This is a genomic window from Enterobacter sp. N5-15 (assembly GCF_057221635.1).
Genome location: NZ_CM170150.1, coordinates 2,689,430 through 2,701,996, shown reverse-complemented (window position 1 = coordinate 2,701,996; position 12,567 = coordinate 2,689,430). Strand labels below are relative to the sequence as shown.

Sequence of the window (12,567 nt, the reverse complement as noted above, 5' to 3'; positions counted from 1 at the left end):
CAGTTTGCTTTGCTCACTTCAAAACGACGGATAAACCGGCCGCTCATCAAGCTTTACGCAGTGCCTCAGGATCTTTTCCCCATCATATAAATAGCTGAAAGCGTCGCTGGACAGGGAATGAAAAAGAATATCGCCGTTGGCAAACGGGATAATTTCGGTATCACCCGCACGTTTATGTCCCGCACCGGTTTCAAAATGACCTTGCCATCGTTCCTGGGTATGGTCATAAACGTGCAGAATGACCTCGACAAGTCCTCTTTGCGGACAATTAAGGCGCAGGAAGGTAGAAGAGAAATTCAGGGACAGCGCATGGAAGGGAATCAATAAGGCGAAAACCAGTAAAGCTCGTAAATACATCAAACCGCGAAAACCTCCTTCAAAAGGGAAATGAGATTTTACTTAAGTCAAAAATTGCGTTTTTGCCGTGGATCAAGATGTCCTATAATTCAATAGGATAAAGGCCCCTTACGAGGCCCTTAGCGATCACTTCTGAATCAAATAGCGAATGGTCGGGCCATCCTGCTGGATATCCAGCACCGTGTAGCCGTGGTTTTTTGCATCCAGCGGAATGTTGTTAATGGACTGCGGGCAGTCGCTGACCACTTCCAGAATTTCCCCTTTCTTGAGCTGCGGTAGCGCTTCAAGCGTGGCAACAGCCGGATAAGGGCAGGGTTCACCGACCATATCCAGACGGTAATCGGGCACGATCTCTTTCATGCAGCATTCTCCTGGGTTTCTGTTTTAACACTCGCACGACGAAAGAAGCGTTTCTCCTGCGCGATAACCAGTAAAAAAGCGACCAGCAGCAGGGCGTAGGTAACGAGCAGGCCGCCGAGGGGGCCGAAGGTGCTCAGCAGGTTGACCTTGTCCCAACTCGTGGCAAGCGCCGGAGACAGATCGTCCCAGAAGTACGCCAGGATCGTCGAGCCGATAACATTCCCCAGTCCTACCCACCAGTAATGCACCTGACCTTCAACGGCGCGGTACATCCAGCCGGTTTCGCATCCGCCAGCCAGTACGATCCCGAAGCCGAACAGCAGGCCGCCAATGACCGCGTTAGGACCGGCCCACATGATTTTCGGTTCGACGCCGAGCTGAACATAGCTGAAGATACCGATGGCGCTGACCGCCATTCCGGCGATAATCGCCTTCGCCATCATCGTCCGACCGGTGATCCACATATCGCGAAACGCGGAGGTAAAGCAGATCTGCGCGCGTTCAATGAGCAGACCAAAACCCACGCCGAACAGCATCGCCAGGCCAAGTTTGGGCTGGTTCATCGCAGTGCACATTGCCCAAGCGACCATAGCAAAAAAGACCAGCATACCGAGGCGGAAACGGCGACGCGCCTGAGAGGGCTTTTGGGTTAACGGAGACGCTGCGCTGACTTTTGTCATTTTCACCGGAATGCGGAACAGCGGCAGCAGGGTGAATTTTGCGCCAAAGTAAGAGCCGATGGCCGTGGCGACAGCAAAAAACCAGGCGTGAAGCGAAAACTGAGGAATCCCCGTAAAGAAAGCGGCAAGGTTACAGCCCATCGCCAGACGGGCCCCAAACCCGGCAATGATACCGCCGACCACCGCCTGCATAATACGAATACGGCTTTTGGGCATACGCAACTTAACGTTGTTTGCCCACAGCGCCGCCGCGAAACAGCCGCCGAACATGCCGACGATCATCATCCCGTCGATGCGGGTAAGCGGTGTGCCGTCCAGATGAATGAGTTTAAAGTACCCCCACTCTTCGGTATGCACGCCAGCGAGCTGCAGCAATTGACCACCCCAGCGGGTGAACTCGCCGGTTACGGCCCAGAAGGTGCCGGTAATGCCGAAATAGTAGGTAGAGAGAATGCCTGCCGCGATAACGGCCGGAACGGGTGACCAGAACTTAACGAGGTAAGTCTGTTTGAAGTGTTGCCATGACATGAATAAGCCTCTGAACTCAGAAGGTGTAAGTGAATTTAACGGACTGGAATATATAACTTTTTTCCTTTCTCCAAAACCTCTCCAAAAAGTTTCTCCCAAATACCGACCTTTTTTATGACTTTTATCACTAAATCCTACGTCTTATCCCACGCGGATAAAGCGTCGTGAGGCGACTGAACAAGTGTTGAATAAATATTTAAATGGTTAATGTTATGTTAAGTCATGCTTGAATGGGATGTTGGCGTTTTCAATGGCGAAAACTGATTCTATAACTACCGATGAGTTCATGGTCATCCACCAGAGGTTATTCCGGATTTCAAAGACGTGGGGTGACTTATGGTTAACGTTATTTTTTTTACGTGCTGAAAGTTGTCGGGTCGTAAACATAAAGTATAGCGATATCAAAGATGACATATTGCATCTTGAGGCCACACCAAAATTTGAGTCGCGGACAATTAGACTGTGCAAGATACTGCGTCAGTTATTTAAGCAAAGAAAGGTATCTAACCCGCAGGATGTCTATGTTTTTCAGAGTAAATCCAATCGCGTGAAAGGGTATGCAAAGCCAGTTACAACGGTAGCGATGAACATCGCGCTAAAAGAGGCCGCCAGAGAAATTAGCAATAAAAACATTACCATGAAAAGCGCCCTGCAGGTAATGGGCTAATAAGGTGATAATGTCCCGAGCCGACGATTGTTAACCAGGTCTGGCTACTTTTAGCCAATCTCGGCAAAGCAGTGAAACGCGCAATTAAGTATTAGTGTGCTATTCATTACAATTAATATTAACGCGGAATAATATGTGTCGTGAAAATAAAAAAGTGAACCGTCTGGCTGAGATGCCAGACGGCAGAAGGATTATGCTTTACGCGTCGCCGCTTTCATTGCGGTCACAAATGCTTTCAGCTCGGCCAGCATCTGCTCGGGCTTGTCCACGTTCTTTTCGATGATCTTCACAATCGCGGAGCCGGAGATTGCACCTGCCGCCTTCGCGTCAATCGCTGCAGTGACCTGATCCGGGGATGAAATCCCGAACCCCTGCAGCGGAGGCGCGGCATGGTACTCGGCCAGCTTCTCCACCAGATGATGCAGCGGCAGTGCGGCTTTATTCTCGGCACCGGTCACACCAGCGCGGGAGAGCAGGTAGGTATACCCGCGTCCGTAAGAGGCAATCTGGCGCAGCAGTTCGTCATCAGCGTTCGGTGGGCAGATGAAAATCGGGGCGACGTTATGGCGCATTGCCGCCTGACGGAATGGAGCAGACTCCTCAACCGGCACGTCTGCCACCAGAACGGAGTCGACGCCCACGCGAGCGCACTCGGCGTAAAACTCATCGATACCGCGGTTGAACACCAGATTGGCGTACATCAACAGGCCAATCGGAATGGTCGGGTGCTTCTGGCGAATCGCCGCCAGCATCTCGAAGCACTGGGTTGGCGTCACGCCGGAGGCAAATGCGCGCAGCGTCGCGTTCTGGATGGTCGGGCCATCCGCCAGCGGGTCAGAGAACGGAATACCCAGCTCCAGCGCGTCGGCACCGGCTTCAATCAGGGTGTCGATAATCTTCAGCGACTGTTCCGGGCCCGGATCGCCCAGAGTGACGAAGGGAACGAACGCGCCTTCCTGGCGGGATTTCAGCTCTGCAAATACGTTATCGTAGCGTTCCATCAGATTTCCCCTCGTGCTTTCAGAATATCGTGAACGGTGAAGATATCTTTGTCACCGCGGCCGGAAAGGTTCACCACCAGCAGCTGTTCTTTTTCCGGGTTTTCTTTAATCATTTTCAGCGCATGCGCCAGCGCGTGCGAAGACTCCAGCGCCGGGATGATCCCTTCGCTGCGGCACAGCGTTTTAAAGGCTTCCAGCGCTTCATCATCGGTAATGGAGACATAGTCCGCGCGGCCGGTACTGTTCAGAAACGCATGCTGTGGCCCGACGGACGGGAAGTCGAGGCCGGCAGAAATAGAGTAAGACTCTTCAATCTGGCCCTCATCGGTTTGCATCATCGGGGATTTCATACCGAAGTAGATCCCCACGCGGCCATGCTTCAGCGGCGCGCCGTGTTCACCCGATTCAATGCCGTGACCGGCAGGCTCGACGCCAATCAGACCCACGCTGGTGTCGTCAATAAAGTCTGCGAACATACCGATGGCGTTAGACCCGCCGCCAACGCAGGCGATCACCGCATCCGGAAGGCGGCCCTCTTTTTCAAGGATCTGCGCTTTGGTCTCTTCACCGATCATGCGCTGGAATTCGCGCACGATAGTCGGGAACGGGTGCGGGCCCGCCGCGGTACCGAGCATATAGTGTGCGGTTTCATAGCTGCCGGACCAGTCGCGCAGCGCTTCGTTACAGGCATCCTTCAGCGTCGCGGAGCCGCTGTGCACAGGGATCACTTCCGCCCCCATCAGACGCATGCGGAAGACGTTCGGAGACTGACGCTCAACGTCTTTCGCCCCCATATAGATGCGGCATTTCAGGCCGAGCAGGGCGCTGGCAAGCGCAGAGGCCACGCCGTGCTGACCTGCGCCGGTTTCGGCGATGATTTCGGTTTTACCCATACGCTTCGCGAGCAGCGCCTGGCCCAGCACCTGGTTAGTTTTATGCGCGCCGCCGTGCAGCAGGTCTTCACGCTTCAGATAAAGCGTGGTTTTGGTGCCTTCCGTCAGGTTACGGCATTTGGTCAGCGCGGTCGGACGACCGGCGTAATTTTTCAGCAGGTCGGTAAATTCCGCCTGAAACGCCGGATCCTTCTGCGCGCTGACAAACGCTTCTTCCAGCTGGCGCAGTGCGGGCATCAGGATTTGCGGGACGTACATCCCGCCGAACTCACCAAAATACGGGTTAAGTAATGTCGTCATCTTCTCTTCCTTAATATGCACGCAGAGTTTTAAAAACCGAGGCCAGCTTGCTGGCATCTTTAATACCCGGTTGGGACTCTACGCCTGAATTGAAATCGAGGCCTGCGCAGCCGGTTTTGGCGGCTTCTACGCAGTTATCCGGGCTTAATCCGCCCGCCAGCAGGACGTTGTCCAGTTTTTCGCCGTTCAGCAGCGACCAGTCAAAACGCTGGCCGGTACCGCCCTGGCCGTTATCGAGGACGTATCTGTCCACATGGTTGAGGTTACGCGAGGGCAACGTATCGCCAACGCTTTGCGCTTTCCAGATCTGTACCTGTGGTGCCAGCGCGGCGCGCAGGGCATCAATGTAGCTCTGGTCTTCATCGCCGTGGAGCTGCACCGCACTCAGGGATAACGCGTCGGCTTTGGCCGCAACGTCTGCAATATCTGCGTTGCGGAAAACGCCCACGTAGCTGAGCGGAGCCGCTGCGATGACCTTACGCGCCCGTTCTTCGCTGACCGCGCGAGGGGAGGAATCGACAAAGATCAGCCCGCCGTAAATCGCCCCGGCTTCATACGCGGCCTGGGCATCCTGTTCACGGGTTAAGCCGCAGACTTTGTTTTCACCCAGCAGCACGCGGCGCACGGCAGCATTGAGATCGTCATGCTCCATCATGGCGGAGCCAATCAGGAAACCGTTGGCGAAGTGGCTCAGCTCGCGCACCTGGGCATAGCTGTTAATGCCGGATTCGCTGATCACCGTCACGCCAGAGCCCAGACGCGGCGCCAGCTGGCGGGTACGGTTCAGGTCAATGGACAGGTCGCGCAGATCGCGGTTGTTGATCCCGACCACTTTGGCTTCCAACGCAATCGCGCGTTCCAGCTCCTCTTCGTTGCTCACTTCGGTCAGCACGCCCATGTTCAGACTGTGCGCCACGGCGGAAAGCTGGCGATACTGCTCGTCGTTGAGCACCGAGAGCATCAGCAGGCAGGCGTCGGCCTGGTAAAAGCGCGCCAGCCAGATCTGATACGGGTCGATAATAAAGTCTTTGCACAGGATCGGCTGCGGCGCGATGCCGCTGACGATCGGCAGAAAATCGAAGCTGCCCTGAAAATATTTCTCATCCGTCAGCACGGAGATGGCTGACGCATGATGCTTATAAATGCCGGCAATACGCGCCGGGTCGAAATCGTCACGAATAACGCCTTTAGACGGGGAGGCTTTTTTGCACTCAAGAATAAACGCGGTGCGTGCACCCTGCAGGGCATCATAGAAACGACGTTGGCTTGGTACGACGTCATTCTGGAAACTGGCAAGCGGCTGCTGTTGCTTGCGGGCTTCCACCCAGATGGCCTTATCGGCAACGATTTTCGCTAAAACGGTCTGCATTCTTTACCCTCTTGCCGCAAGTGCGGTAACGCGATCGTAAGCTGCACCGGAGCGCAGTACATCCAGAACTTTTTGAACGTTAGCCTTCAGGTCTTCCTCACCGTGCAAACGCATCAGCATGGCGACGTTGGCAGCAACGGCGGCCTCATGAGCGACCTCTCCCTTACCTTGTAATAAGCGCGTCAGAATGTCACGGTTTTCTTCCGGCGTACCGCCAGCCAGCGCTTCCTGGTGATACGGCGCGAGGCCGAAGTCGGCAGCGTCCAGCTGATAGCTGAGGATTTCACCGTCGCGCAGTTCAGCCACCAGCGTCGGCGCATGAAGAGAAACCTCATCCATACCGCCGCTGTGCACCACGGCGGCACGTTGATAACCCAGCACGCGCAGCGTCTCGGCAATCGGCAGAACCAGTTCCGGGCTATAGACACCAATCAGCGCCAGCGGCGGGTGCGCCGGGTTGATCAGCGGGCCTAGCACGTTAAACAGCGTGCGGGTTTTAAGCTGCTGACGAACCGGCATCGCGTGGCGGAAACCGGTGTGATACTTCGGCGCAAACAGGAAGCAGACGCCCAGGTCATCCAGCGCTTCACGGGAACGCTCGGCGTTCATATCGAGATTAATACCGAATGCGGCGAGCAAATCGGAAGAGCCTGACCGGCTGGAAACGCTGCGGTTACCGTGTTTTGCGACCTTCAAACCACACGCCGCCGCCACGAAGGCGCTGGCGGTGGAGATATTGATGCTGTTACTGCCGTCTCCCCCGGTGCCGACAATATCGGCAAACTGATAGTCCGGGCGCGGGAACGGGGCGGCATTTTCCAGCAGGGCCGTAGCGGCACCGGCGATCTCCTGCGGGCTTTCGCCGCGCACCTTCATGCTCACCAGCGCGGCCGCCAGCTGTTCAGGTTTCAGCTCACCGCGAACCACAGCGGAGAAGAGCTGGTGGCTCTCCTGCTGGCTCAGGGTCTGCGCCTGGTACAGTTTTTCCAGAATCGGCTGCAGGGTATTGGTCTGCTCCAGCTTCTGTAACGCCCAGTCGAGCGTCTGCTCCAGCAGGCGGGCGCCGTGGGAGGTCAGGATAGATTCCGGGTGGAACTGCAGGCCGCAGACGCGGTCCGCATCGTGGCGCACCGCCATCACCATGCCTTCAAACGAGGCGTTGATGGTCAGCCCGGCTGGAATATTGCTGCCAACCAGCGAGTGATAGCGCGCGACCGGGAGCGGGTTCGGCAGCCCGGCAAACATTGCCTGGCCGTCATGTTCAATGCTGGACGCTTTACCGTGCAGGATCTCACCCGCCTGGCCAACGTAGCCGCCATAGGCTTCAACGATCGCCTGATGACCGAGGCAGATGCCGATAATCGGCAGCTTGCCGCGCATACGGGTCAGCAGCTCCGGCATACAGCCCGCTTCGCTCGGTGCGCCTGGCCCCGGAGAGAGCATCAGCACCGGGTTTTGCATGGTTGCCAGACGGTCAATCAGGGTCTGCGCCGGAACGTGGTTGCGATAGATAACGACGTTATGACCATTCGCACGCAGCTGATCTGCCAGGTTATAGGTAAAGGAGTCGATATTATCGAGCAGCAGAATGTCAGCCATCAGAAAATCTCCTGTGCATGGTGTGCGGTAGCAATGGCGCGAAGGACCGCACGGGCTTTACTGCGCGTTTCGTCAGCTTCAGACTGCGGAACAGAATCAAGGACAATCCCGGCACCCGCCTGGACGGTGGCAATACCGTCTTCAACATAGGCGGAGCGGATCACGATGCAGGTATCCAGGTCACCGTGGGCCGTGAAGTAACCCACCGCGCCGCCGTAGCTGCCGCGACGGCGTCCTTCGGCAGCGGCAATCAGCTGCATAGCGCGCACTTTCGGCGCGCCGCTCAGGGTGCCCATGTTCATGCAGGCGCGGTAGGCGTGCAGCACGTCGAGGTCGTGGCGCAGCTCGCCGACCACGCGGGAGACCAGGTGCATCACGAACGAATAGCGGTCGACTTTAGTCAGGTCCGCCACGTAGCGGCTGCCGGGGGTGCAAATGCGTGCCAGATCGTTACGCGCCAGGTCAACCAGCATCAGGTGCTCGGAGAGTTCTTTGTGGTCGGTACGCATTTCAAGTTCGATGCGGCTGTCCAGATCGCGATCCAGGGAGCCATCGGCGCGACGTCCGCGCGGACGGGTTCCGGCAATCGGGTAGATCTCAATCTGACGGCTGGTGGCATCGTACTTCAGCGAGCTTTCCGGCGAGGCGCCGAACAGCGTGAACTCGTTGTCCTGCATGAAGAACATGTACGGGCTTGGGTTGCTCTTTTTCAGCACGTCGTAGGCTGCGAGCGGCGACGGGCAGGGAAGGGAGAAGCGACGTGAAGGCACCACCTGGAAAATTTCCCCGGCGCGAATCGCCTTTTGCATCTGGCGAACCACGGCGCCGTACTGATCGTCGGTCTGGTTAACATCGCATGTCATTTTTTCCACCCGCTGCACCGGAAGTGCAGGCGGCGCTTCCGTCATCTGCTGCTGCAGTTGAGCGATGCGGTGCTCGAGACGGTTTTTCTCAGCGGGAGAGGACGTGAACAGGCTTGCCTGAATGCGGGTGTATTGCTTCTGGTGGTCGATCACCAGCAGGGTTTCAGCCAGATAGAAACAATAGTCCGGGCAGCGATTACCCTGCTCGGTTTCCGGCAAATCTTCAAATCCGGCGACCAGGTCGTAAGCAAACAGCCCACCAAAGAACATCGCCTCGCGCTCGTCTTCCGGAACGGTGACCAGGTTCTGCAGCAGGCGGAAGGCGTCGAAAACGGACAGGGAGCAGAGGCGCGCGTCTTCGTCCAGCAGCTGGCTCACCGGCGGGAAATGCAGAATGCGCATTTCTGGATGACGTTCGTTTTCAATGCCTGAAGGCAGGACGGCATCCAGCAGCGGCAGCAGCGATGCGCCATTGTCTGACAGTGCCTTGATTGTGACGGTGTCACCTAAAGCGGTAATGCGCAGCGCGCTGTCGACCAGCAGCAGGCTCTTGAGATCGTCCTTGCTGTCGATATCCGCAGACTCCAGCAGCAGCGTCGCCGGACGTGCACCGCAGACCTGATGAAACAGCGCGGTGGGGTTGTGGCGATAGGCCGCCTCGCAGGTCAGCAGTTCGAGGTGTGGTTTGGCTGTTTGCATGATTTTATTCTCATTTTCTGTTCAAAAAAAAGCCCGCTTGGAAGCGGGCTGGGTATCTGTTTGCATTTCGCAGACGCGTGACACTGCCCGAGGATCAGGAAGTACGCCACCAACCGTGCAGAGTGAAATGTGCTGTCATTTTCAGATACCTTTCTCGTGTGAACTTGCGTACTAGTTAACTAGTTCGATGGCAAGTTGTCAACCCTTGATTTCAGAATTTCGCGTTAAGTCGGTATCATGGTGTTTTCGGATGTCTCCAACCTGTTATGGGAAGTGCTTTGAGCGATACCACCTACGCCATTATTTATGATTTACACAGCCATACTCAGGCCTCTGATGGCCTGCTGACACCCGAAGCCCTGGTTCATCGTGCCGTTGAAATGCGCGTCGGCACGCTGGCGATAACCGATCACGATACGACAGACGCCATTCCGGCGGCGCGCGCCGAGATCGCCCGCAGCGGGCTGGCGCTGAATCTGGTTTCCGGCGTCGAGATCTCAACCGTCTGGGAAAACCATGAGATTCATATCGTTGGCCTGAACATCGATATAGACCATCCGGCACTGACTGCATTTTTGCAAGAACAAAAAACGCGCCGCACTCAGCGTGCAGAGATGATCGGCGAGCGTCTCGAAAAGGCGCATATTCCGGGCGCGCTGGAAGGCGCACAAAAGATGGCGAACGGCGGGGCGGTCACTCGCGGCCATTTCGCCCGTTTTCTGGTCGAAGCGGGGAAAGCGACAACCATGGCGGATGTTTTTAAAAAGTATCTGGCGCGCGGGAAAACCGGATACGTTCCGCCACAGTGGTGTACAATAAAACAAGCTATTGATGTGATTCATCATTCTGGCGGTAAGGCCGTGCTGGCCCATCCGGGACGGTATAATCTTTCTGCTAAATGGCTGAAAAGGCTGCTGGCACACTTTGCCGAATGCGGTGGCGAGGCGATGGAAGTCGCGCAGTGTCAGCAGGCGCCCAACGAGCGTGCGCAGCTCGCGACCTATGCCCGCCAGTTTGGCCTGCTTGGGTCACAGGGGTCTGATTTCCATCAGCCCTGCGCCTGGATCGAACTGGGGCGCAAGCTCTGGTTGCCCGCTGGCGTTGAGCCGGTCTGGCAGCTCTGGGAACAGCCGCAGCAAATTGAAGAGAGGGAAGTATGAGTCAGTTTTTCTATATCCATCCGGATAACCCGCAGCCACGTCTGATTAACCAGGCCGTGGAGATCGTCCGCAAAGGCGGCGTAATTGTCTACCCGACCGATTCAGGTTACGCGCTGGGCTGTAAAATTGAAGATAAAGGGGCGATGGAACGCATTTGCCGCATTCGCCAGCTGCCGGACGGCCATAACTTTACCCTGATGTGCCGCGATCTCTCTGAGCTGTCGACCTATGCGTATGTCGATAACGTGGCGTTCCGCCTGATTAAGAACAACACGCCGGGTAACTACACCTTCATCCTGAAGGGCACGAAGGAAGTACCGCGTCGTCTGCTGCAGGAAAAACGTAAAACCATCGGCATGCGCGTGCCTTCTAACCCGATTGCGCAGGCGCTGCTGGAAACCCTCGGCGAACCGATGCTTTCTACCTCGCTGATGCTGCCGGGAAGTGAATTTACCGAGTCCGACCCGGAAGAAATTAAAGATCGTCTGGAGAAGGTGGTCGAGCTGATTATTCACGGCGGCTATCTCGGCCAGCAGCCGACCACCGTGGTCGACTTAACCGAAGATGCACCGGAAGTGATTCGTGAAGGCGTGGGTGATGTAAAGCCTTTCTTGTAAATAAGGTTTTTAATGCCTGAAATTAAGGGAAGAGCGGAGGCTGGATCTCTCCAGCCTTTGGTGGTCATCTCACTTTTTTGAAGATGAGCAGGATCAGAGGGACGCATACAGCGAAACCAATGATAGAGGCTAAAGCCGAATCAGAGTGATTTTGCGAGAGCTCATTAACTAACCAGGTGCATTGAGAAGGGGTAAATTCTCCGCCCTGGCTCATTGTCTCTGAAAAGTTAAGAGCGAAGACAAGATCGAAATAAAGCACGATAACGTAATACGCTACGCAGATCAGCGCGATACTCATCCACCTGATCCAGAACTTTTTATTTATCATCGTAAGTGCTTCCCAATGAACCGCCTACTGTACCGCCTGAGTATGGGGATGTTGAGCCTACAACAGCAGCGGAATCGGCAGCAGCTTGTTGAATTTTTGCACTCCCTCCCATTGGTTGAGGTTTATTTTTCTCGGTGTTAGGGTACTGCTGTTTGAATGTATTAGTCATTTCGACAACGAGCATTGAGGAGAAGTCTGCACTCTTTGATTCAAGATAACTTTGCAGTGAAACCGGAATAGTAAAATCTTCTTCTATGTTGATTGGTAGCTGTGTTGTCGTGGATGTGTAACCGTGATCGAATAACTTTGAGCCAGCAAACTTGATCCCCTCAACTGAGTGGGTGGTACAGTTGCTACCAGTCACATCATACTTATCAATCGTGTGGCCTCTTCGCTTTGTACCGTCTTGCATGTTTGGCGTTTGAATTGGTGCTACACCGCCAATCCAAAGGTTTTCGAAGAATTTACGGGTTCTTTTAGAATCTGCATCATCAATGCGGAAAGCGCGAGCACCCATTTCATAAAGTTCGTATCGGTAATAATTACGCGCATCTTCATCTTGGAAAAAGTCTAAAATCCCATCCCCAGTGAAGGTACTTTTATCAGTGCGCCCATAGCGTCCATAGGTATATAGATAAATGCTGTTATTTTCATGCACCGAAACGAAAGCATGACCTGCACTTGTTGTTTCAATCCAGAGGTAAACGCCGTTAAGTAGCGGGTTATCTTCAGGCTTGCAGGGGTCAGCAAAGCTATTTTGCTTCTTCGCTGCCTGTTCATGTTGTTCAGGATCTGACTGTGGGAGAAATGTTGATGTAAGAATCTCTTCTGTGATACCTGAATGTTTCAACGATGAGAGAGTATCTTGTTCATAACAGTCGGGAATGGTAGGGATGAACCTGGCCTTGCACGGACAGGAACTGACGCTGTCCAGTGTTCCCGCCAGTCTTCTTCCATCGTTCCACATGTCAGATGTGCCACCCAATATTTTATATGTCCCCGGATGCTTGCCGCATGACACCTGGTCACCTTCTCGCGCTCCGGCTACACCATACCAAGTTAGCGTTTCATCCCCAGTCAGTATCTTCCCTTTGCAGGTAGTCTGATCACCTATCCGTAGATAGAAGCCCATTGCCATAAATCCCT

At 55.0% G+C, this 12,567-nt stretch carries 14 protein-coding genes and 1 other annotated feature; of the genes, 3 read left to right on the top strand and 11 right to left on the bottom strand.

The features are described 5' to 3' along the window. Nucleotides 1-18 precede the first annotated feature (18 nt). From AC2TE5_RS12855 to yedE, 3 genes are all read right to left on the bottom strand, one after another. Nucleotides 19-357 (bottom strand): hypothetical protein, encoded by a 339-nt coding sequence (locus AC2TE5_RS12855; protein WP_071995940.1) that lies wholly within the window; start codon nt 355-357, stop codon nt 19-21. A 126-nt stretch (nt 358-483) separates the two neighbouring features. Then, nucleotides 484-717 carry a sulfurtransferase-like selenium metabolism protein YedF gene (gene yedF / locus AC2TE5_RS12850; protein ID WP_003856774.1) on the bottom strand — a complete coding sequence of 78 codons (234 nt, stop codon included), beginning with the start codon at nt 715-717 and terminating at the stop codon, nt 484-486. Further along, nucleotides 714-1,925 carry a selenium metabolism membrane protein YedE/FdhT gene (yedE, locus tag AC2TE5_RS12845; protein WP_484611764.1) on the bottom strand — a complete coding sequence of 404 codons (1,212 nt, stop codon included), beginning with the start codon at nt 1,923-1,925 and terminating at the stop codon, nt 714-716. Before yedE ends, yedF begins: the two co-directional genes overlap by 4 nt. 250 nt (nt 1,926-2,175) lie before the next feature. Here yedE and AC2TE5_RS12840 point away from each other — a divergent pair, with 250 nt between their 5' ends. Further along, a complete protein-coding gene (locus AC2TE5_RS12840; protein ID WP_213327758.1) occupies nt 2,176-2,592 on the top strand; it encodes a hypothetical protein in 417 nt (138 codons plus the stop codon). Between the two features lie 191 nt (nt 2,593-2,783). On the opposite strand, the gene trpA is transcribed toward AC2TE5_RS12840, so the two are convergent. The 6 genes from trpA to trpL form a co-directional block, all read right to left on the bottom strand. Further along, nucleotides 2,784-3,593: a tryptophan synthase subunit alpha gene (trpA, locus tag AC2TE5_RS12835; protein WP_023312082.1), complete on the bottom strand. Its 810-nt coding sequence runs from the start codon at nt 3,591-3,593 to the stop codon at nt 2,784-2,786. Further along, the gene (gene trpB, locus AC2TE5_RS12830) at nt 3,593-4,786 is read right to left on the bottom strand and encodes a tryptophan synthase subunit beta (protein WP_032656715.1); all 1,194 of its coding nucleotides are present in this window, start codon (nt 4,784-4,786) and stop codon (nt 3,593-3,595) included. The genes trpA and trpB overlap by 1 nt, the downstream gene beginning before the upstream one ends. 10 nt (nt 4,787-4,796) lie before the next feature. Then, entirely contained in the window at nt 4,797-6,155 is a 1,359-nt protein-coding gene (trpCF, locus tag AC2TE5_RS12825; protein WP_484611763.1) for a bifunctional indole-3-glycerol-phosphate synthase TrpC/phosphoribosylanthranilate isomerase TrpF, read from the bottom strand. Between the two features lie 3 nt (nt 6,156-6,158). Continuing rightward, entirely contained in the window at nt 6,159-7,754 is a 1,596-nt protein-coding gene (gene trpD, locus AC2TE5_RS12820) for a bifunctional anthranilate synthase glutamate amidotransferase component TrpG/anthranilate phosphoribosyltransferase TrpD (protein ID WP_159514355.1), read from the bottom strand. Further along, complete coding sequence (locus tag AC2TE5_RS12815; RefSeq protein WP_484611762.1) at nt 7,754-9,316, bottom strand: anthranilate synthase component 1; 1,563 nt, start codon at nt 9,314-9,316, stop codon at nt 7,754-7,756. The genes trpD and AC2TE5_RS12815 overlap by 1 nt, the downstream gene beginning before the upstream one ends. 23 nt (nt 9,317-9,339) lie before the next feature. Beyond that, nucleotides 9,340-9,434 (bottom strand) — a sequence feature (Trp leader region). Then, a complete protein-coding gene (trpL, locus tag AC2TE5_RS12810) occupies nt 9,411-9,455 on the bottom strand; it encodes a trp operon leader peptide (protein ID WP_106993556.1) in 45 nt (14 codons plus the stop codon). It overlaps the preceding feature by 24 nt. 139 nt (nt 9,456-9,594) lie before the next feature. On the opposite strand from trpL, the gene rnm reads away from it, so the two are divergent. After that, nucleotides 9,595-10,476, top strand: a complete 882-nt coding sequence (gene rnm / locus AC2TE5_RS12805) for an RNase RNM (protein ID WP_252030169.1) — start codon at nt 9,595-9,597, stop codon at nt 10,474-10,476. Next, the gene (locus tag AC2TE5_RS12800) at nt 10,473-11,093 is read left to right on the top strand and encodes an L-threonylcarbamoyladenylate synthase (protein WP_003856793.1); all 621 of its coding nucleotides are present in this window, start codon (nt 10,473-10,475) and stop codon (nt 11,091-11,093) included. The genes rnm and AC2TE5_RS12800 overlap by 4 nt, the downstream gene beginning before the upstream one ends. Nucleotides 11,094-11,157: 64 nt before the next feature. On the opposite strand, the gene AC2TE5_RS12795 is transcribed toward AC2TE5_RS12800, so the two are convergent. Continuing rightward, entirely contained in the window at nt 11,158-11,421 is a 264-nt protein-coding gene (locus tag AC2TE5_RS12795) for a hypothetical protein (RefSeq protein WP_213327755.1), read from the bottom strand. Further along, nucleotides 11,411-12,559, bottom strand: coding sequence for a PAAR domain-containing protein (locus AC2TE5_RS12790; protein WP_484611761.1), 1,149 nt, complete (start codon nt 12,557-12,559; stop codon nt 11,411-11,413). Before AC2TE5_RS12790 ends, AC2TE5_RS12795 begins: the two co-directional genes overlap by 11 nt. Nucleotides 12,560-12,567: the final 8 nt, after the last annotated feature.